Raw genomic sequence first — 18,542 nt, 5'->3', positions numbered from 1 at the left:
TCGCCGTGCTCGCGTTGGACGGGCTGGGCTTGATCAGGTGGCCGCCCGCGGTGGCCAGGAGATGGTGCGGGTCCAGGGAATCGCCGGTGAACGGGTCCGTGAACGCCTCCAGCAGTTCCGCGCCGCGGCTGTCGGCGTACTCGACGATTCCCAGTCGATGCTGCTGATGAGCAACTGCCACTGCTTGCCGGCGTACCGCTTCTGCCGGTAGTAGTCCGTGACCAGCCGGTTCGCGTCGCCCTTGCCGTAGTTCTGGGCGAGGGTGTGGAGCCGCTCGATGTTCGCGATGAAGTTGGCGGCGGGGGAAACGGCCCGGTTGACGCTGTTCTGGCCCTGGTCGCTGCGCGGCCGGTGCACGTCGCGGTCCAGGTAGAAGACGTCGGAGCCGTTGGTGACCTTGTACTCCTTGATCTGGTTGAAGGACCAGTTCTGCGGGAGCGGCATGCCGAGGTTGCCGGAGAAGCCCCAGGACATCCCGGACACGAACGAGTAGACGGCGTCGGTGGCCTGCGTGACCTGGGCACACACGTTCCTGGATCCGTAGACGCCGTGCAGGTACCGCTTGCCCTTGGACGACAGGCCGGAGGTGACGCCGCGGAAGTACTCCAGGATGCGCGGCATGTCCTCGACGGTGGCGACGTAGTCGACCGCGAAGTAGATGATGGTGCCGCGGTTGAAGCCGAAGTGCACGGCCTGGTCGTGGGCCCACTGGCCGTGCTTGCGGCCGTTGGCCCAGGTGTACTCGGACAGGCTGCGCCCGTGGTCCTGGAAGATCGGGAAGACGCGTATCCCGGCGGCGAAGATGGTGCCGAGTTCGCCCTCCTCGAGCATCTTCGAGCCACCGCCGGCGGACGCCTCGTTGAGGTACCGGCCGACGTAGCGGTAGCCGTCCGCGTACATCCGCGACGCCCTGGACGGGGTGATCGTGTACGCGGTGTCGGAGCCGGTGGCCGGCCGGTCCGGGTCGCCCATGGACACCAGGAGTTGCGCCCAGGTCTGGTAATCACCCACGCCCGAGACCTGACCGCTCGACGATTCGAGGGCGGAGAACTTCTGGAATCCCTTCAGCCACCCGGCGACGTCACCGTCCCACGTATCGGTGAAATGGGTTCGCTGGTCGTCTTCCGGCGCACTCGCGATCGGTTCGTTGAAGACGCATGCCGCGGAGAACAGCTGCATCCAGATACCCGAAGAGCCGGGGCCGACGGCATTGGCCTTCAGACCGGCAATGGTGCCGGGGCCGAAGTTTCCGGTCGCATCGGCTTCGGATATGCCGATCTCCATCTGTATCGCCTTCATCAGCGCCTGCTGGACATCACGGGAGTAGTGGCCGTCCGTGGAGCGACTGCGGTGTCCCCGCCCCAGTACCCCTTGCAGAACAGGGCGTGGCGCAGGATCTTGACGATGTTCTTGTTCTTCTGCCAGCCGATGCCGATGGTGCCGAGGGCCTGGACCTTGGCGAGGGTGCCGGCGCCGAAGTTCGCGACGACAGGGCTGATGCCGAGTTCGTGCTGCAGTCCCATGGTCAGCGAGTACATGACGGGCCAGCCGGTCTTTCCGTCTTCCGGGCATCTCGCATAGCCCGAAACACCGCCGTATGTGGCGTTGACCCATTTCTGCGCAGCCAGAACCTTCTCATCCGCCATGGCGGAATAGGGGAGTTCGCCGACTTGGGCGGGGAGGGAGTCGTTGTGCCGTTTTCACCCCCGGAAGTCTCAATTCCGGGGGCGAGAATACGCCAGGTGATCATTAATCGGTCAGAATGCTCAGGCGCCACCACCCTTGGCCGAGCGTCCGAACTCCTCGTTCAGCACGGACAGCCGGCGCCAGTACTCGTCCTCGTCGATCTCGCCGGAGGCGAAGCGGTGGCCGAGCACGGCGATGGGCGAGTCGTTCTCGACGGTGGGCTGCCGCCAGGGGCCGCCCCGGCGCCCGCGCCACACGGTGCGGCGCAGCAGCACGATGCCGCCGCCGATCACCAGCGCCCAGATCAACGGGAAGAACAGGATCCACGGGCCGGGCCCGCTGCCGTCGCCGAAGTTCGCCAGGGTCTGCATGTCGTCCAACTCCTCGGATGCGTTGCCGCGATGTTCTGTGTGTGCTTCCGAGAGTCGTCCCGCAAGGGGTGCCCCGTCGTCGTACGGCCAGCGGCAGTGTGCGTACCTCGCGGGGAGTAGGCGAACGGGTCCCGGGTGCTCCTTACGGTCTCGACTTCTGTAACTACTGGTATGTACAGTGAGGGCATGAGCACCTCGGAACGGCTGATCGAGTCCACCCGCGAGCTGCTGTGGGAGCGCGGCTACGTGGGCACGAGCCCCAAGGCGATCCTGGAGCGCGCAGACGCCGGGCAGGGCAGCATGTACCACCACTTCAAGGGCAAGCCCGCTCTCGCACTGGCCGCGATCCGGCGGACCGCCGAGGAGATGCGGGCTACCGCCGAGGGAGTACTCGACGGCCCCGGAACGCCGTACGAGCGCGTCGAGGCGTATCTGCGGCGCGAGCGGGACGTGCTGCGGGGGTGTCCGATCGGCCGGCTGACCATGGACCCGGACGTGATCGCGAGCGACGAACTGCGTGCCCCGGTCGAGGAGACCCTGGACTGGCTCCGGGGGCGGATCGCCGGGATCGTCGAGGCGGGCAAGGAGCAGGGCCAGTTCGTGCCCTCGCTGGACGGCGAGGAGATCGCGGCGGCGGTCGTGGCCACTGTCCAGGGCGGTTATGTCCTGGCCCGCGCCTCCGGCTCCCCCGCCGCGTTCGACGCGGGGGTGCGGGGGTTGCTCTCGCTGCTGGCACCCCGTCCCGCCTGAGGAGGCTTCCGTGCACGCCATGCAGTACGAACTCGCCCTGCCGGCCGACTACGACATGGGCGTCATCCGCGACCGGGTCGCCCGTGTGGGGCGGCTGCTCGACGACTGGGACGGCCTCGGCCTCAAGGCCTATCTGATGCGCGAACGCGGCCTGCGCGGCTCGCCGGTCAATCAGTACGCGCCGTTCTATCTGTGGAACACCGTGGAAGGCATGAACTCCTTCCTGTGGGGCGGCGGGTTCCAGCGGCTCGGTGACGACTTCGGGCGGCCGTCCGTGCGGCAGTGGACGGGGCTCGCGTACGAGGAAGGGGGCGGGTCCCAGGCGCGGTTCGCGGTGCGGCACCGCCGACCGGTCCCCGATGGGGGGCTGTTGGCCGAAGTGGTGGCGGACGCGGTGGGCGAGGCCCGGCGGCTGGCGGCGCAGGACGGGGCCCTGCTCGCGGCGGCCGCCGTCGACACGAGCCGGTGGGAGCTGGTGCACTTCTCGCTCTGGGATCACGACACGCCCAAGGCCGACGGTGACGTGTTCGAGGTGCTGCACCTCTCGGCGCCCGGCCTGGACCGGCTGCCCCGGGGGCGTCGGTGGTGACCGCGATACGCACGGTCCTGGGGGACATACCCCCTGAAGACCTGGGCGTGTGCGATGCCCACGACCATCTGTTCTTCGGCAGTCCCCGGCTGCCCGGCCAGGAGCTGCGCAGCGTGGCGGCGGCGCGGGCGGAGCTGGCCGCGTTCCGGGAACAGGGCGGCGGGGCCGTGGTGCAGTGGACGCCGTACGGGCTCGGGCGGCGGGCCGCCGATCTGCCGCCGCTGTCCCGGGAGACCGGCGTGCACGTGGTCGCCGCGACGGGTCTGCACCAGGCCGTGCACTACGACGAGGACACGCTCGCCGGGCTGCGGGGCCGGCTGGCCGACCTCTTCGTCTCCGAACTCACCGAGGGCATCGGGGTGTCGGGGGTACGGGCGGGGCTCGTCAAGGTCGCGGGTGGGTTCCATGCCCTGGACGCGCACGCGCGCTGGACCATGGAGGCGGCGGCCGAGGCGCATCACGCCACGGGGGCGGCCATCGCCGTGCACCTGGAGCTGGGCACGGGCGCGCTCGACGTACTGGACCTGCTGTGCGGGGAGTTGGGGGTGCCGCCGCACCGTGTGGTGCTCGGGCATCTCAACCGCTCCCCCGACCTCGTGGTGCACCGGCAGGCGGCGGAGTCCGGCTGCTATCTGGCCTTCGACGGGCCGTCACACGCCCACCACGCCACGGACTGGCGGATGCCGGACGCCGTACGGGCCCTCGCCGACGCCGGGTTCGGCGACCGGGTGCTGCTGGGCGCGGACACCACCACGGCCGCCGCCCGCTCGGTGGGCGGCGGCCCCGGGATGCCGTATCTGCTGCGCCGGGTGCGGCCCCGGCTGGTCCAGGCCGTGGGCGAGGACCTGGTGAGACGCGTCCTCACGGAGAACCCGGGCCGGGCGTTCGCGGTGGAGTGGCGCTGACCGGCGTGGTCGCCGCCTCAGCCTCCGGCCTGGTCACTGTCCTTCAGCTCGCCCCAGCCGTGCCAGCGGTCGACCTCGATCCAGGCGCTGACCCGGGGGCGGACACGGTCCGGGTAGGGCTTTCCGATGTAGTGCCGGGCGAGGCGGTCGATGTCGGCCAGGCCCTCGTCGTCGTACATCTCGGTGACCCGGCCGATGAGGGTGACGTGGGTGTACCAGTCGTCGCCGGCGAGGACGGTGAGGGTGACGCGCGGGTCGCGGCGCAGGTGCTTGAGGCGTACCCGGCCCTCGTCGAGGTTGATCAGGACACGGCCGTCCTTCCACACGTACCAGGTGGCGGTGGAGACGGGCGTGCCGTCGGAGCGCAGCGTGGCCATGACGCACGGGTTGGGCCGGCTCAGCAGGGCGTCGGCCTCGGGCGGCAGCGGCGGCTTGGACATACGGGAACCTCCTGGGTCGATCAGGTGGCCGGCTTCTCGTCGAAGCTGGCGAAGTAGGCGGCGACCATGTCCTCGTCGCCGTGGCCCTGGGCGGCGGCGCGCTCCATGCGGGTGGCGGCCGCTTCGGCGACGTCCAGGCGGACGCCGTTGCCCGTACCGGCCTGGACGATCAGTCGGGCGTCCTTGGCGGCGGTGGTCACCGTGAACTGCGGCGGCGTGAGCCGGTCGTCGAGGACCAGCTCGGACTTGGCGCGCAGATAGCCCATGTCGAGCGGGCCGCCGGCGACGAGGTCGAAGAAGGCGTGCGGGTCGACATCGAGGGCCTTGGCCAGCGCCAGGGCCTCACCGGCGGCGGCCGTGACGGCGAGGACCCAGCTGTTGGCGACCAGCTTCAGCCGGGTGGCACCACCCGCGGCCCCGTCCTCTCCGGTCCACACGGTGCGGGCGCCGACGGCGTCGAAGACCGGCGTCACCCGGTCCCGCCCTTCGGCGGGCCCGGCGGCGAGCACGGTCAGCTGCCCGGCCTCGGCGGGCTGACGCGTGCCCAGGACGGGCGCGTCGTAGAAGACCAGGCCGTGCTCGCGGGCGAAGGCGGCCAGATCGGCGATGCCCTCGATGCCGGCGGTGGTGGACTGCGCCCACACGATGCCGGGACGCAGGGCCGGGGCGGCCTCGCGCATCGTCTCCAGGGCGGCCGGACCGTCGTAGAGCATGGTCAGGACGACGTCGGTGTCACGCACCGCCTGTGCGGGCGTGTCGACGATCCGCACGCCCTCGGCGGCCAGCGGCTCGGCCTTGGCACGCGTGCGGTTCCAGGCGCGGACGGTGTGTCCGGCCCGGGCGAGGTTACGGGCCATGGCTGCGCCCATGATGCCGGTGCCCAGGACGCTCACGGTGAGCTTGTCGGTCATTGCGCGTCAACTTCCTCGGTGGTGCGGTGCGGGCGTACTGCCTCCGAACCAGCCTGCCCGCTCTGGGCGAGCCTGCCCGGGAGCGGCGCGGGCACGCCTGTGCCGAAGATGCCGTCCGGATCGGCTAGCTCAGCGCCCCGAGCGGATCGTCCAGCACCGGCTGCCATGCCAGTTCCGCCGCGCCGACCAGGCTGTTGTGGTCGAGGGTGCACGGGAGGATGGGGACGCCGCCGCTCTGGCCCCAGAGGCTGCGGTCGGCGACGACCGCGCGGAGGCGGTCGGGGTCGGCGTCCAGGAGGGTGCGGTGGAGGCCGCCGAGGATGATGCGGTCCGGGTTGAGGATGTTGACCAGGCCGGCGAGGCCGAGGCCGAGCCGGTCGATGAGGGCCTCGGTGGCGGTGCGTACGCCCGGGTCGTCGTAGTGGTGGCGGACCAGGTCGATGGACTGCTGGAGCAGGGACACCTCGGGGCCCGGGTCGCGGCCCGCCGCCGTGAGGAAGGCCAGCGGGTCGGTCTCGACGTCCAGACAGCCGCGGCTGCCGCAGTGGCAGGGGCGGCCCTCGGGGTGCACGGTGAGGTGTCCGACCTCGAGGGCGAGGCCCGAACTGCCTCTGTGGAGGCGGCCGTCGAGGACGAGCGCACCGCCGACGCCCCGGTGGCCGGTGGCCACGCACAGCAGGTCGCGGGCGCCGCGGCCGGCGCCGTGCCGGTGCTCGGCGAGCGCGGCGAGGTTGACGTCGTTCGCGGCGAAGGCGGGTCCGTCGATGCCGGCCGCGCGCACCTGCTCGGCGAAGATGTCGCGGACGGGCGCGCCCGCGGGCCACGCCAAGTGGAGCGGGTTGAGCGCCAGGCCCTCGGGTTCGGCGACCGCGGACGGGACGGCGAGTCCGGCGCCCACACACCGGCGCCCCGTCTCGCGCAGCAACTCGGCGCCCGCCATGACGACGGAGGCGAGCACCTTCGCCGGGTCCGCGTCGACGACCTCGCAGCCGGGCGCGGTGGCGACGATCCGGCCGCCCAGCCCGACCAGCGCCGCCCGGAACCCGTCGGCGTGCACCTGCGCGGCGAGCGCGACGGGGCCGTTCTCGGCGACGGACAGCCGGTGCGAGGGCCTGCCCTGGGATCCGGCCGCCGCGCCGGGCCGGGCGTCGACGCGGATCAGCCCGAGCGCCTCCAGCTCGGCGGCGACCGCGCCGGCCGTCGCCCGGGTCACTCCGAGCTCGGCGGTGAGTACGGCCCGGGTCGGCGCGCGTCCGGTGTGGACGAGTTCCAGCGCGGGTCCGAGCGCCGCGCGCCCCCGGTCCAGCCGCGTCCTCGAGGTGCTCCCGTCCCCCGCCTGCCGGGGGTCCGCCTTCCCGCTCATGAGGGCGAGTCTCCCATGATCCGCCGGGCCCGCGGCCTACAGACCGCTGACCCGGAGCGTGATGTTGAGCCGTCCGGTCAGGCCCAACCCGGGCGGTGCCGTGCCCCCGTGTACCCGGGGGACGCCGTGGTAGGCGAGCCGGGACGGGCCGCCGAAGACGAACAGGTCGCCGCTGCGCAGCTCGACGTCGGTGTAGGGCCGGGTGCGGGTCTCGGTGTTGCCGAAGCGGAAGACGCAGGTGTCGCCGAGGCTCAGCGACACCACCGGCGCGTCCGACTTCTCGTCGCCGTCGCGGTGCATGCCCATGCGGGCGTCGCTGTCGTAGAAGTTGATCAGCGCGATGTCGTACTCCGCCGCCACCGGGTCGCCCAGCGCGTCCCGCACCGCTCGGCGGCCCAGCTCATCGAGCCACTCGGGGAACGGCTTGACCGGGGTGCCGTCGCCGTCGGCCACCGTGCGGGCGTAGGCGTACGGGTACCAGTGCCAGCCCAGACAGACCTGCCGGGCGGTCATCGTGCCGCCGCGGGGTGTGCGGACCGTGCGCAGTCCGGCTGGTGGGCGGGCCCATGCGCGGCAGGCGTCGAGCAGCGCGCGCTGGTGTTCCGCGTCCAGCCAGTCCGGTATGTGCACCGCGCCGGGTGCCACCTGCGTACGGGCCCTGGGGAACAGCTCGCCGTCCATGCTTCCCATCCTGCCCGACACGGCCTGAGCTGCGGCTCGGCTAGCCTTGACGCACGATGAACGACCGTATGACGACGCCGTGGGGCGAGTTCGCGCCGACCCGTTTCCCCGAGGATCCGCGTGAGAGGCTGCGCGCTTGGGACGCTTCCGACGAGTACGTGCTGAGGCATCTGGCGCAGGAGCGGGTCCCGCTGTCGGGCACGGTCGTGGTCGTCGGGGACCGGTGGGGCGCGCTGGTGACGGCGCTCGCGGAGCACCGGCCGACGCAGATCACGGATTCCCACCTGACCCAGGAGGCGACCCGGGCCAACCTGGCGCGGCACGGCGTCGAGCCCGGCGCGGTCCGGCTGCTCACCACGCAGGATCCGCCGCCCGACCGCGTCGACGTCCTCGTGGTGCGGGTGCCGAAGAGCCTGGCGCTGCTGGAGGACCAGTTGCTGCGGCTGGCGCCGGCGGTGCACGAGGGGACCGTTGTCGTGGGCACGGGGATGGTGAAGGAGATCCACACCTCGACGCTCCAGTTGTTCGAGCGGATCCTCGGACCGACCCGCACCTCGCTCGCCGAGAAGAAGGCCCGGCTGATCTTCTGCACGCCGGATCCCGCGCTGGAGCGGCCCGCCGGTCCATGGCCGTACGTCTACACGCTGCCGGACGGCATCGGCCCGGCCGCGGGAGGCACCGTCGTCAACCACGCGGGTGTCTTCTGCGCCGACCGGCTCGACATCGGCACCCGGTTCTTCCTGCGGCATCTGCCGAGCGGCCGGGGCGGCCGGCGGGTGGTGGATCTGGGGTGCGGCAACGGCGTGGTCGGTACGGCGGTGGCGCTGGCCGACCCGGAGGCCGAGGTGCTGTTCGTGGACGAGTCGTTCCAGGCCGTGGCCTCGGCGGAGGCGACGTACAAGGCGAACGGGGTGCCGGGGCACGCCGAGTTCCGGGTCGGGGACGGGCTGGCCGGCGTGCCGTCGGACAGTGTCGACCTGGTTCTCAACAACCCGCCGTTCCACTCCCACCAGGCGACGACGGACGCCACGGCCCGGCGGATGTTCACCGGGGCGCGGCGCGCGCTGCGGCCGGGCGGCGAGCTGTGGGTGATCGGCAACCGGCATCTGGGCTACCACGTCACACTGCGGCGGATCTTCGGCAACAGCCGACTGGTCGCCAGTGATCCGAAGTTCGTGGTGCTGAAGGCCGTCAAGCGGTAGCCGGGCGAGGGTGCGTGCCGGGCGTCGCGACGCTGCGGAGATCCATCAGAAGGCCCCTAGGGTCCGGAGGGCTCTCGCCACCGCCCGTGTCATCGCCTCTCGCGCCACCGTGAGGTAGCCGCGCGGGTCGACGGCGTCGGGGCGCTCGGCGAGGAAGTCCCGGACGGCGCCGGTCAGCGCGATGTTCAGGGCCGTACCGATGTTGACCTTGGCGATGCCGCCCGCGACGGCCGCGGTGAGTTCGTCGTCCGGGACGCCGGAGGAGCCGTGCAGGACGAGCGGGACGTCCAGGGCGGCCGACAGACGCTTGAGGAGGGCGTGGTCGAGAGTCGCGGTGCGGGTGGTCATGGCGTGGGCGCTGCCGATGGCCACGGCCAGGGCGTCCACCCCCGAGTCGGCGACGAAGGCCCGGGCCTCGTCGGGGTCGGTGCGGGCGCCGGGGGCGTGCGCGTCCAGCGGGGGCCTGCCGTTCTTGCCGCCGATCTGCCCCAACTCGGCCTCGATCCACAGCCCTTGCGCGTGTGCCCAGTCGACGGCCGCCCGGGTCGTGGCGAGGTTCTGGGCGTAGGGCAGCCGGGCCGCGTCGTACATCACGGAGCTGAAGCCGGCCTCCGCCGCCTGGTACAGCAGGGCGTCGCTCTGTACGTGGTCGAGGTGCAACGCGACCGGTACGGCGGCGCGTTCGGCCTCGGCGACGGCCGCGCGGGCGAGCGGGAGCAGCCGCCCGCCGCGGAACTTGACCGCGTTCTCGCTGACCTGGAGCACGACGGGGGCGTGCGCGGACTCGGCGCCCGCGATGACGGCCTCGACGTGTTCCAGCGTGATGACGTTGAACGAGGCGACCGCCGAGCGGGCCGCTGCGGCGCGGGTGACGAGCTCGCCGGTGGTGGTGAGGGGCACGGTGCCTCCAGGGTCAGTGGGCGAGGATCACCGAGGTCAGTGAGTGAGGATCACCGAGCGGGTGAGATGGCGTGGGCTGTCCGGGTCGAGGCCGCGTGACGCGGCGACGGCGACGGCGAGCCGCTGGGCGCGGACGAGTTCGGCGAGCGGGTCCAGGGCTCCGGCGATCCACAACGCGCCCGTGCCGCGGACCTGTTCGGCGAGACCGTCCGGCGCGTCCCCGAACATCCAGGTCGCGGTGCCGCCGGTGGTGACGCTGATGGGACCGTGCCGGTACTCCATCGCCGGGTAGGCCTCGGCCCAGGCCAGCGATGCCTCGCGCATCTTCAGTCCGGCCTCGTTGGCCAGGCCGACGGTCCAGCCGCGGCCCAGGAAGGCGAACTGGGCGCATTCCACCAGGCCTTCGGGCAGGGGTTCCGCCAGGGCGGTGCGCGCGTCGGTGACGGCCGTGTCGGGGTGGAGTCCCAGATGGGCGCGGAGCAGGGTGAGGGCGGTGGTCGCGAACCGGGTCTGTACGACGGAGCGTTCGTCCGCGAAGTCGAGGACCGCGAGCTCGTCGGCCGCCGTCGTCACGGGCGTGTCCGGGTCGGCGGTGATCGCGGTGGTGCGGGTGCGGCCCTTCAACCGGCCCAGCAGGTCGAGGACTTCGGTCGTGGTGCCGGAGCGGGTGAGGGCGACGACCCGGTCGTAGCCCCTGCCGTACGGGAATTCCGAGGCGGCGAACGCGTCGGTCTCGCCCTGGCCGGCGTCCTCGCGCAGGGCCGCGGCGGCCTGCGCCATGAAGTACGAGGTGCCGCAGCCGACGATCGCGACCCGCTCCCCCGCCGCCGGCAGCACCTCCGCGTACCCCGCCGCCTCCGACGCGGCGCGGGTCCAGCACTCGGGCTGGCTGATCAGCTCGTCCTCGACATGCGTCATGCCGCACCCTCCGCTTTGATTGTTCCTGCAAGATATCGCGCTCTTTCGAGCAACATCAAGCATCGCGCGAGATCGGGTGCGCTAGGGTCGCCCGGAGATCGAGACGTGGAGGTGCGGATGTCGCGCGACGCCCGCTGGAAGGCGCTGCTGGACCTGCTCGTGGAGCGCGGCCGGCTGGACGTCGAGGAGGCGGCCGGGGAACTGGGGGTGTCGGCCGCGACGATCCGCCGCGACTTCGACGGGCTGGCCGAGCAGCAGATGCTGGTGCGCACACGGGGCGGCGCGGTCGTGCACGGTGTGTCGTACGAGCTGCCGCTGCGCTACAAGACGGCCCGGCACGCCTCCGAGAAGCAGCGCATCGCGAAGGCGGTGGCTGAGCTGGTCGCGCCCGGCGAGGCGGTCGGGCTGACCGGCGGTACGACCACCACCGAAGTGGCGCGGGCCCTCGCGGTGCGCGGGGACCTCTCCTCCGGGTCGCCCGCGCTGACCGTCGTGACGAACGCGCTGAACATCGCCAATGAGCTGGCCGTACGGCCCCAGTTCAAGATCGTGCTGACCGGCGGGGTGGCCCGGGCCCAGTCGTACGAGCTGGTCGGACCGCTCGCGGACGGGGTGCTCGGGCAGATCACCGTCGATGTGGCGGTGCTCGGCGTGGTCGCCTTCGACGTCACGCACGGGGCGGCGGCGCACGACGAGGCCGAGGCCGCGATCAACCGGCTGCTGTGCGAGCGCGCGGAGCGGGTGGTCGTGGCCGCCGACTCCAGCAAGCTGGGGCAGCGGGCGTTCGCCCGGATCTGCGCGGCCGAGGCGGTGGACACGCTGGTCACGGACACGGCGGCCGACGCGGAGACGCTGCGCCGCTTCGAGGAGGCCGGGCTGCGGGTCGTCACGGTGTGACACGCGGCCGGTTCCCCCGTGCGGGCCTAAGCTGATAGCCAGGCGCTCGCCAGGGCAGGGAGGCTGCCATGCGGGGAACAGCGGACGGCCGGCGGTATCTGCCGATCGCCGAGCACGGGCTGATCGGCGACCTGCGCAGCGTGGCCCTGGTGGGGACCGACGGCACCATCGACTGGTACTGCTGCCCGGCCTTCGACGCGCCGAGCGTGTTCGCCTCGATCCTGGACGCGGAGCGCGGCGGCTGCTTCGAACTGGCGGCGACCGTGCCGGCCCGGACCAAGCAGTTCTACTTCCCCGACACCAACGTCCTGATGACCCGGTTCTTCACCGAGGACGGCGTCGGCGAGGTGCAGGACTTCATGCCGGTGGACGGCGAGCCGGCCGAGGCCGAGCGGCACCGGCTGATCCGGCGGGTGGTGTGCGTACGCGGCTCGATCCCGTTCCGTACGCGCGTGGCTCCCCGGTTCGACTACGGCACCCGGCCGCACACCGTCCGGCTGAACGGTGGGACGGCGCTCTTCGAAGCCGACGGGATGGCGCTCGCGCTGACCGCGACCGTGCCGCTGGAGGCCGACGGGCCGGACGTGCGCGGGGACTTCAAGCTCGGCGAGGGCGAGTCGGCGGTGTTCGCGCTGGACAAGGTCGGCGGCGAGGTGTCGCCCCGCCGGTGTGCGCGCACGGAGGCGGAAGAGCAGCTCGCGGCGACGGTGGCGTACTGGCGGGCCTGGCTGGCGTCGTCACGGTACCGGGGCCGCTGGCGGGAGATGGTGCACCGCTCGGCCCTGACGCTGAAGCTGCTGACGTACGCGCCGACCGGGGCGATCGTGGCCGCGCCGACGACGAGCCTGCCCGAACGGCTCGGCGGCGAACGCAACTGGGACTACCGGTACGTGTGGGTGCGCGACGCGGCGTTCTGCGTCTACGCCTTGCTGCGGCTGGGCTTCACCGGTGAGGCCGAGGCGTTCATGGACTTCGTGACCCGGCACATCAGCCCGGGCGACGGCAAGCACTCCGGCCCGCTGCAGATCATGTACGGCATCGACGGACGCGCCGACCTGCCCGAACGCACCCTCGACCACCTGGAGGGCCACGAGGGCTCCGCACCGGTACGGGTCGGCAACGCCGCGGCCGACCAGCTCCAGCTCGACATCTACGGTGCGCTGATCGACTCCATCTACCTCTACGACAAGTGGGCCAAGCCCATCTCCAGCGGCCAGTGGGACGACGTGTGCGCGCTGGTGGACTGGGTGTGCGCGCATTGGGACCAGCCCGACGAGGGGGTCTGGGAGACCCGGGGCGGCCGGAAGAACTTCCTGTACTCGCGGCTGATGTGCTGGGTGGCGATCGAGCGGGCCATCCGGATGGCCACCCGGCGCGGGCTGCCCGCCGATCTGCCGCGCTGGCGGGAGTGCCGCGACACGATCTACCGGCGGATCATGAGCCGGGGCTGGTCCGAGGAGCGCCGGGCCTTCGTCCAGCACGAGGACGGCGACGTGCTGGACGCGGCCGTGCTGATGATGCCGTTGACGAAGTTCATCGCCCCGACGGACCCCAAGTGGCTGTCGACGCTGGACGTCCTCACCGAGGAGCTGGTGTCGGACTCGCTGGTCTACCGCTACGACCCGCAGTCCAGTCCGGACGGTGTGCGCGGTGACGAGGGCACGTTCTCCATCTGCTCGTTCTGGTACGTCGAGGCCATGGTGCACGCCGGCCGGATCGATGAGGCGCGGCTCGCCTTCGAGAAGATGCTGACGTACGCCAACCATCTCGGCCTGTACGCCGAGGAGATCAGCCACACCGGGGAGCAGCAGGGCAACTTCCCGCAGGCGTTCACGCATCTCGGGCTGATCAGCGCGGCCTTCAACCTGGACCGGGCGCTCGGCTGAGGCTCAGTGCCCGTGGCCGTCGTCCGCATGCCCCTCGGGGGTACCGGGTTCAGCGGCCGCCGCCCCTCCTGCCCGGACAGTGAACGCCGCCGTGTGGACCTTTCCGTCGTGCTTGAAGTCGAGGAACAGGCGGTAGGAGGCGGCGCTGGGCGCCGTGGCCGTGAACGAGATCTCCGGGCCGGGCCTGGTCTTTCCGTCGCCGGGTTCGCCGTTCGGGTGGACGTGCAGGTAGGCGAGGTCGCCGGAGCGCAGGGCGACCAGATGGCCGTACGCGCCGAGGTAGGGCTGGAGGTCGGTGACGGGCTTGCCGGCCCGGGAGACCTTCAGTTTCAGTTCGCTCGCCTTGCCCGGGCGCAGGGCGCCGGCCAGCTCGACCTCGTAGCCGTTGGTCTCGGCCGCGGTGCTCGCCGGCGGGAGTTTCTTCGGCCGGTACGGGCCTGAGGCGGCGAGGTCCGCGCCGAGGGTGAGGTTCCGGGCGTCCTTCTTCGCCGGGGTGAAGTCGGCGAAAACACGGTAGCCGCCCGCGCGGGGCAGGTCGACGGGGATGCTCCAGGTGCCGTCGGCGGCGCGGGTGGGGTGCAGGTGGCGGTAGGTGACCAGGTCGCGTGAGGCCACGATGAGGTGGAGTTCCTTCTCGTGTTCGCGCTGGTAGGCGGTGACGGCCCGGCCGCCGCCGTCCCGGACGGTGAAGCGCAGGTCGGCCCGCTGTCCGGCGGTGACGCGCGGGGTCTCGAGGTCGAGGCTGTAGCCGTCCTCGGAGATCTGGAGTCCGCCGGCCGGGGGCGTCTCGTGTCCGGCGTGGCCGCCGCCGTCCTCCGGCTGCGGTGCGGGGCGGGTGTGCTCGTCCTCGTGTTTCGGCGGGGCGTCGGCGACGACGGGGTCGATGCCCTGTCCGACGCCGTAGGCCGTGCCGAACGTCGCGGCCAGGGCGGCGGCGAAGGCGGTGATCCTCAGTCCGGTGTTCATGGCCGTCGGCTCCTTCAGATGACCGGGCCTCCCGCTCGGATGCGGGGCCTCCATACAGCTCACCATACCCCTGGGGGGTATCGAGTCAAGTCATTCTCACGCTTGCATCCTATACCCCTCAGGGGTATACATGAACCCGGTGGGGGGGATACCCCCACCCCGTATCCTTCGCAGTACACAGAGGAGGCACCCGATGCCCGCCATCACCTACGCCGTAGCCGGAATGTCCTGCGGTCACTGCAAGGCCACGCTGACCGAGGCCATCGGCGAACTGGACGGCGTCAGCGGCGTCGACGTCGATCTCGGCGCCGGACACGTCACCGTCACCAGTGCCGCCGAGCCCGACGACTCCGTGATCGCGGAAACCGTCGACGAGGCCGGCTACGAGCTGACCGGGCGGGTCTGACCATGACCACCGAAACGGTCGGGACCGGCGCCGCGGTGGAACTCGCCATCGGAGGCATGACCTGTGCCTCCTGCGCGGCGCGCATCGAGAAGAAGCTCAACCGCATGGACGGGGTCACCGCCACCGTCAACTACGCCACCGAGAAGGCGAAGGTCAGCTACTCCGGTGACGTCTCGGTCGGGGATCTGATCGCCACCGTCGAGGCCACCGGGTACACCGCTCAGGAGCCGGCGCCGCCCGAGCACACCGCGCCCGAAGAGGCCGACGAACTCCGTCCACTGCGGGAGCGGCTGGTCGCGGCCGTGGTGCTGGCGGTTCCCGTCGTGGCCATGGCCATGATCCCGGCCCTCCAGTTCGAGTACTGGCAGTGGCTGTCGCTCACGCTGGCGGCGCCCGTCGTGACCTATGCGGCCTGGCCCTTCCACAAGGCGGCGTTCACCAACGCCCGGCACGGTGCGGCCACCATGGACACGCTGATCTCGGTGGGCACCTCGGCCGCGTTCCTGTGGTCGCTGTGGGCGCTGTTCTTCGGCACCGCGGGCACGCCGGGCATGACGCACCCCTTCGAGCTGACCATCGAGCGCACGGACGGCGCCGGAAACATCTACCTGGAGGCCGCCGCGGGCGTGACGGCCTTCCTCCTGGCCGGGCGGTACTTCGAGGCCCGTGCGAAGCGCAAGGCGGGGGCGGCGCTGCGGGCGCTGCTGGAGCTGGGCGCGAAGGACGTCACCGTGCTGCGGGACGGGGGCCGTGAACAGACCGTTCCGGTCGCGGAGTTGAGGGTCGGCGACCGCTTCCTGGTCCGGCCGGGCGAGAAGATCGCCACCGACGGGACGGTCGTCGAGGGTTCCTCCGCCGTGGATGCCTCGATGCTCACCGGCGAGTCCGTGCCGGTGGAGGTCGGCACCGGCGACCCGGTCACGGGCGCCACGATCAACGTCGGCGGGCGGCTCGTCGTGCGCGCCACGCGGGTCGGCTCCGACACCCAACTGGCCCGCATGGCCCGGCTGGTGGAGGACGCGCAGAACGGCAAGGCCGCGGCGCAGCGGCTCGCGGACCGGATCTCCGCCGTGTTCGTGCCGGTCGTGATCGCCCTCGCGCTGGGCACGCTGGGCTTCTGGCTGGGCAACGGCGCCGGGCTGACGGCCGCCTTCACGGCCGCGGTCGCCGTCCTCGTCATCGCCTGCCCGTGCGCCCTCGGTCTGGCCACGCCGACCGCGCTGATGGTCGGCACCGGGCGGGGCGCCCAGCTCGGCATCCTCATCAAGGGCCCGGAGGTACTGGAGTCGACACGCCGCGTCGACACCGTCGTCCTCGACAAGACCGGCACCGTCACCACCGGCCGTATGACCCTGCTGGCCGTGCACACCGCCGACGGCACCGACGAGGCCGAGGTGCTGCGGCTGGCCGGGGCACTGGAACACTCCTCCGAGCACCCGATCGCCCGTGCCGTCGCCGACGGGGCGCTGGAGAGGCTGGGCGGCGCGCTGCCCACGCCGGAGGACTTCGCCAACGTGCCCGGGCTCGGCGTCCAGGGCATCGTCGAGGGCCACGCCGTGCTCGTCGGGCGGGAGCGGCTGCTGGCCGACTGGGCGATGGAGCTGCCGGAGAGCCTGGCCCGCGCCAGGGCGACGGCCGAGGGCGCCGGGCGCACCGCCATCGCGGTCGCCTGGGACGGCGAGGCGCGTGCGGTGCTGGAGGTCGCCGACGCGGTGAAGGAGACGAGCGCGGAGGCGATCCGGCGGCTACGCGCACTCGGGCTGACCCCGATCCTGCTGACCGGTGACAACGAGGCCGTGGCCCGCTCCGTCGCCCGCGAGGTCGGCATCGCCGCGGAGGATGTCGTCGCCGAGGTGCTCCCGCAGGACAAGGTCGAGGTCGTCAAGCGGCTGCAGGCCGAGGGCCGTTCGGTGGCGATGGTCGGCGACGGTGTCAACGACGCCGCGGCCCTCGCCCAGGCCGATCTCGGACTGGCCATGGGTACGGGCACGGACGCCGCGATCGAGGCCGGGGACCTGACCCTCGTGCGGGGCGACCTGCGGGCCGCGGCGGACGCCATCCGCCTGTCGCGCCGGACTCTCGGCACCATCCGCTCGAACCTGTTCTGGGCCTTCGCCTACAACGTGGCGGCCCTGCCGCTGGCCGCGGCCGGACTGCTCACGCCGATGATCGCCGGGGCGGCCATGGCCTTCTCCTCGGTCTTCGTCGTCGGCAACTCGCTGCGGCTGCGCACCTTCCGGGCCGCCGGCTGAAGCGGTCGCGGGACTGAGACGGCGGCCCCGGTCAGCGGTGGTGCCACACCAGCGTGTAGCGCCAGAACAGGCGGCGGCGCAGGCGGGCACCGGGCAGGACGGCACGGGCCTCGCGGAGGATCTCGGGGAAGGTCATGTCCGCCGGTCTCGTGGGGGCGGTCATGGAGGCCGGGCGTGCTGCCCGGCGGCCCCGGTTCTTCACCAGGGCCATGACGATGTTGAGGGGGATCGACGCGATGCCGAGGACGTGGTCGGTGGGGGTCTGTTCCCGCGAGACCCCGACGACGACCAGCGTGCCGCCGGGGGCCAGACGCTCACGAAAGGCCTTGAGGGTCTCGGTGAACGGCAGGTGGTGGAGCACGGCGACGCAGGTGATGACGTCGTACGACCCGTCGGGAAGCCCGGTCGGCACGTCGGCCACCGCGTAGGTCACCGGAACCGTCGCCGGGGTCAGCTCCCGCGCCCGGGCCGTGATCGCCGGGTCGGCGTCGATCCCGTGCACCTGTTCGGCCCGGGTGGCCAGCAGCCGGGCGAGGTCGCCACTGCCGCACCCCACGTCCAGGGCACTGCCCGCACGCGTGGGCAGTTGCCGCAGGATCCAGCGGTGGAAGTGGGCGTTGTGGTCCCAGGGGCGGGCGGAGTGGAAGCGGTCGAGTGCGCGCAGGGCCCGGTGCAGCGGTGGCGTCATGCCGCAAGTTCACCAGGTCGCCCGGACAGCCGTGCCGAGCCCGGCTCACGGCTCACGCCCGCCTCACGGCTCACGGATGGCCGTCCGCCGCGTGGGCACTCGGCAGGTACCGGCCCGCGGGGGCGCCGAGCGTGCGCCCGGCGTGAGCCGGTACCTTGCTGGGGAAAGGCCACTGCGGGGAGAAGCACATGACCGATCCGACGATCACAGACGCGGACGCCCCCCGTCCGCTGCCGAGCGGAGGGAAGCCCGCGAGCGGACCCGGCCGGCTCCTGGCCGCCGTACTCGGCGATCTCAGGGCCGTGGACGGCGCCCTGTACGCGGCGGTGGCCGCCACCCCCACGCCCACCCTCGACCGGACGCTGCGCCACCTGTCCCACGCGGCCGACCACTCCAAGATCTCGTTCGGCATCGCCGCCGCCCTGGCGCTGGCCGGGAAGCGCCCGCGCCGGGCCGCGGTCGTCGGCGTCGGGGCGATCGCCGTCGCGTCGGCCTCCGCCAACCTGCTCGGCAAGCGGCTGGTGCGCCGGGCCCGGCCGGACCGGGAGGCGGCCCGGGTGACGGTGGACCGGCATGTCCGGATGCCCACGTCGGCCTCCTTCCCGTCCGGGCACACGGCGTCGGCGGTCGCTTTCGCCACCGCCGTCGGTGTGGTCCTGCCGCCCGCCGCGGTGCCGCTCGGGGCGCTGGCGAGCGCCGTCGGCTACTCCCGCATCCACACGGGCGTGCAC

The 18,542-nt window shown here is 72.3% G+C and carries 20 protein-coding genes; 9 read left to right on the top strand and 11 right to left on the bottom strand.

Going from position 1 to position 18,542, the window contains the following annotated elements; genetic code table 11:
* Positions 1-33: 33 nt before the first annotated feature.
* From ACFTZL_RS01700 to ACFTZL_RS01690, 3 genes are all read right to left on the bottom strand, one after another.
* The gene (locus ACFTZL_RS01700) at positions 34-1,299 is read right to left on the bottom strand and encodes a glycoside hydrolase domain-containing protein (protein WP_382576932.1); all 1,266 of its coding nucleotides are present in this window, start codon (positions 1,297-1,299) and stop codon (positions 34-36) included.
* Positions 1,299-1,523 carry a hypothetical protein gene (locus tag ACFTZL_RS01695; RefSeq protein WP_382576930.1) on the bottom strand — a complete coding sequence of 75 codons (225 nt, stop codon included), beginning with the start codon at positions 1,521-1,523 and terminating at the stop codon, positions 1,299-1,301. Before ACFTZL_RS01695 ends, ACFTZL_RS01700 begins: the two co-directional genes overlap by 1 nt.
* Positions 1,524-1,766: 243 nt before the next feature.
* Positions 1,767-2,057 (bottom strand): SHOCT domain-containing protein, encoded by a 291-nt coding sequence (locus tag ACFTZL_RS01690; RefSeq protein WP_382576928.1) that lies wholly within the window; start codon positions 2,055-2,057, stop codon positions 1,767-1,769.
* A 171-nt stretch (positions 2,058-2,228) separates the two neighbouring features.
* Here ACFTZL_RS01690 and ACFTZL_RS01685 point away from each other — a divergent pair, with 171 nt between their 5' ends.
* The 3 genes from ACFTZL_RS01685 to ACFTZL_RS01675 are packed head-to-tail and all read left to right on the top strand — an operon-like array spanning position 2,229 to position 4,301.
* A complete protein-coding gene (locus tag ACFTZL_RS01685; protein ID WP_382576926.1) occupies positions 2,229-2,807 on the top strand; it encodes a TetR/AcrR family transcriptional regulator in 579 nt (192 codons plus the stop codon).
* Positions 2,808-2,817: 10 nt separating this feature from the next.
* The gene (locus tag ACFTZL_RS01680) at positions 2,818-3,396 is read left to right on the top strand and encodes a DUF4865 family protein (protein ID WP_382576923.1); all 579 of its coding nucleotides are present in this window, start codon (positions 2,818-2,820) and stop codon (positions 3,394-3,396) included.
* The gene (locus ACFTZL_RS01675) at positions 3,393-4,301 is read left to right on the top strand and encodes a phosphotriesterase (protein WP_382576921.1); all 909 of its coding nucleotides are present in this window, start codon (positions 3,393-3,395) and stop codon (positions 4,299-4,301) included. The genes ACFTZL_RS01680 and ACFTZL_RS01675 overlap by 4 nt, the downstream gene beginning before the upstream one ends.
* A gap of 17 nt (positions 4,302-4,318) precedes the next feature.
* Here the strand turns inward: ACFTZL_RS01675 and ACFTZL_RS01670 are convergent, their stop codons facing one another.
* The 4 genes from ACFTZL_RS01670 to ACFTZL_RS01655 form a co-directional block, all read right to left on the bottom strand.
* The gene (locus ACFTZL_RS01670; RefSeq protein ID WP_382576919.1) at positions 4,319-4,741 is read right to left on the bottom strand and encodes a PPOX class F420-dependent oxidoreductase; all 423 of its coding nucleotides are present in this window, start codon (positions 4,739-4,741) and stop codon (positions 4,319-4,321) included.
* Between the two features lie 20 nt (positions 4,742-4,761).
* Positions 4,762-5,652 carry an NAD(P)-dependent oxidoreductase gene (locus tag ACFTZL_RS01665; protein WP_382576917.1) on the bottom strand — a complete coding sequence of 297 codons (891 nt, stop codon included), beginning with the start codon at positions 5,650-5,652 and terminating at the stop codon, positions 4,762-4,764.
* A 124-nt stretch (positions 5,653-5,776) separates the two neighbouring features.
* Positions 5,777-7,015 (bottom strand): ROK family protein, encoded by a 1,239-nt coding sequence (locus ACFTZL_RS01660; protein ID WP_382576915.1) that lies wholly within the window; start codon positions 7,013-7,015, stop codon positions 5,777-5,779.
* Between the two features lie 36 nt (positions 7,016-7,051).
* Positions 7,052-7,696: an alpha-ketoglutarate-dependent dioxygenase AlkB family protein gene (locus tag ACFTZL_RS01655; RefSeq protein WP_382576912.1), complete on the bottom strand. Its 645-nt coding sequence runs from the start codon at positions 7,694-7,696 to the stop codon at positions 7,052-7,054.
* A gap of 68 nt (positions 7,697-7,764) precedes the next feature.
* Here ACFTZL_RS01655 and ACFTZL_RS01650 point away from each other — a divergent pair, with 68 nt between their 5' ends.
* A complete protein-coding gene (locus ACFTZL_RS01650; protein WP_382576994.1) occupies positions 7,765-8,898 on the top strand; it encodes a methyltransferase in 1,134 nt (377 codons plus the stop codon).
* 45 nt (positions 8,899-8,943) lie between these two features.
* On the opposite strand, the gene ACFTZL_RS01645 is transcribed toward ACFTZL_RS01650, so the two are convergent.
* A complete protein-coding gene (locus tag ACFTZL_RS01645) occupies positions 8,944-9,798 on the bottom strand; it encodes a ketose-bisphosphate aldolase (protein WP_382576909.1) in 855 nt (284 codons plus the stop codon).
* Between the two features lie 36 nt (positions 9,799-9,834).
* Positions 9,835-10,716 (bottom strand): SIS domain-containing protein, encoded by an 882-nt coding sequence (locus ACFTZL_RS01640; RefSeq protein WP_382576907.1) that lies wholly within the window; start codon positions 10,714-10,716, stop codon positions 9,835-9,837.
* Between the two features lie 117 nt (positions 10,717-10,833).
* Between ACFTZL_RS01640 and ACFTZL_RS01635 the strand changes: the two genes are divergently transcribed.
* Both ACFTZL_RS01635 and ACFTZL_RS01630 read left to right on the top strand, forming a co-directional pair.
* Entirely contained in the window at positions 10,834-11,613 is a 780-nt protein-coding gene (locus ACFTZL_RS01635; protein WP_382576904.1) for a DeoR/GlpR family DNA-binding transcription regulator, read from the top strand.
* A 68-nt stretch (positions 11,614-11,681) separates the two neighbouring features.
* Positions 11,682-13,499 carry a glycoside hydrolase family 15 protein gene (locus tag ACFTZL_RS01630; protein WP_382576901.1) on the top strand — a complete coding sequence of 606 codons (1,818 nt, stop codon included), beginning with the start codon at positions 11,682-11,684 and terminating at the stop codon, positions 13,497-13,499.
* 3 nt (positions 13,500-13,502) lie between these two features.
* Here ACFTZL_RS01630 and ACFTZL_RS01625 read toward each other — a convergent pair whose 3' ends face one another.
* Entirely contained in the window at positions 13,503-14,465 is a 963-nt protein-coding gene (locus tag ACFTZL_RS01625) for a hypothetical protein (RefSeq protein WP_382576899.1), read from the bottom strand.
* Positions 14,466-14,658: 193 nt separating this feature from the next.
* On the opposite strand from ACFTZL_RS01625, the gene ACFTZL_RS01620 reads away from it, so the two are divergent.
* The gene (locus ACFTZL_RS01620; RefSeq protein WP_382576897.1) at positions 14,659-14,871 is read left to right on the top strand and encodes a heavy-metal-associated domain-containing protein; all 213 of its coding nucleotides are present in this window, start codon (positions 14,659-14,661) and stop codon (positions 14,869-14,871) included.
* A gap of 2 nt (positions 14,872-14,873) precedes the next feature.
* Positions 14,874-17,123 (top strand): heavy metal translocating P-type ATPase, encoded by a 2,250-nt coding sequence (locus ACFTZL_RS01615; protein ID WP_382576895.1) that lies wholly within the window; start codon positions 14,874-14,876, stop codon positions 17,121-17,123.
* 31 nt (positions 17,124-17,154) lie between these two features.
* On the opposite strand, the gene ACFTZL_RS01610 is transcribed toward ACFTZL_RS01615, so the two are convergent.
* Positions 17,155-17,811 carry a class I SAM-dependent methyltransferase gene (locus tag ACFTZL_RS01610; RefSeq protein ID WP_382576892.1) on the bottom strand — a complete coding sequence of 219 codons (657 nt, stop codon included), beginning with the start codon at positions 17,809-17,811 and terminating at the stop codon, positions 17,155-17,157.
* A gap of 188 nt (positions 17,812-17,999) precedes the next feature.
* Here ACFTZL_RS01610 and ACFTZL_RS01605 point away from each other — a divergent pair.
* On the top strand, positions 18,000-18,542 hold a 543-nt coding region (locus ACFTZL_RS01605), incomplete at its 3' end, for a phosphatase PAP2 family protein (RefSeq protein ID WP_382576890.1).

Origin of the sequence: Streptomyces sp. NPDC056948, from assembly GCF_042674225.1 — a bacterium.
GTDB lineage: Bacteria > Actinomycetota > Actinomycetes > Streptomycetales > Streptomycetaceae > Streptomyces > Streptomyces purpurascens.
This window is presented reverse-complemented; position numbering and strand designations above follow the sequence as displayed.

Bases quoted from the DNA above. Each gene is read 5' to 3' on its own strand.
- ACFTZL_RS01700 (WP_382576932.1), bottom strand. From the start codon at position 1,299: ATGAAGGCGATACAGATGGAGATCGGCATATCCGAAGCCGATGCGACC.
- ACFTZL_RS01695 (WP_382576930.1), bottom strand. From the start codon at position 1,523: ATGGGACTGCAGCACGAACTCGGCATCAGCCCTGTCGTCGCGAACTTC.
- ACFTZL_RS01690 (WP_382576928.1), bottom strand. From the start codon at position 2,057: ATGCAGACCCTGGCGAACTTCGGCGACGGCAGCGGGCCCGGCCCGTGG.
- ACFTZL_RS01685 (WP_382576926.1), top strand. From the start codon at position 2,229: ATGTACAGTGAGGGCATGAGCACCTCGGAACGGCTGATCGAGTCCACC.
- ACFTZL_RS01670 (WP_382576919.1), bottom strand. From the start codon at position 4,741: ATGTCCAAGCCGCCGCTGCCGCCCGAGGCCGACGCCCTGCTGAGCCGG.
- ACFTZL_RS01665 (WP_382576917.1), bottom strand. From the start codon at position 5,652: ATGACCGACAAGCTCACCGTGAGCGTCCTGGGCACCGGCATCATGGGC.
- ACFTZL_RS01660 (WP_382576915.1), bottom strand. From the start codon at position 7,015: ATGAGCGGGAAGGCGGACCCCCGGCAGGCGGGGGACGGGAGCACCTCG.
- ACFTZL_RS01655 (WP_382576912.1), bottom strand. From the start codon at position 7,696: ATGGACGGCGAGCTGTTCCCCAGGGCCCGTACGCAGGTGGCACCCGGC.
- ACFTZL_RS01650 (WP_382576994.1), top strand. From the start codon at position 7,765: ATGACGACGCCGTGGGGCGAGTTCGCGCCGACCCGTTTCCCCGAGGAT.
- ACFTZL_RS01640 (WP_382576907.1), bottom strand. From the start codon at position 10,716: ATGACGCATGTCGAGGACGAGCTGATCAGCCAGCCCGAGTGCTGGACC.
- ACFTZL_RS01635 (WP_382576904.1), top strand. From the start codon at position 10,834: ATGTCGCGCGACGCCCGCTGGAAGGCGCTGCTGGACCTGCTCGTGGAG.
- ACFTZL_RS01630 (WP_382576901.1), top strand. From the start codon at position 11,682: ATGCGGGGAACAGCGGACGGCCGGCGGTATCTGCCGATCGCCGAGCAC.
- ACFTZL_RS01625 (WP_382576899.1), bottom strand. From the start codon at position 14,465: ATGAACACCGGACTGAGGATCACCGCCTTCGCCGCCGCCCTGGCCGCG.
- ACFTZL_RS01620 (WP_382576897.1), top strand. From the start codon at position 14,659: ATGCCCGCCATCACCTACGCCGTAGCCGGAATGTCCTGCGGTCACTGC.
- ACFTZL_RS01615 (WP_382576895.1), top strand. From the start codon at position 14,874: ATGACCACCGAAACGGTCGGGACCGGCGCCGCGGTGGAACTCGCCATC.
- ACFTZL_RS01610 (WP_382576892.1), bottom strand. From the start codon at position 17,811: ATGACGCCACCGCTGCACCGGGCCCTGCGCGCACTCGACCGCTTCCAC.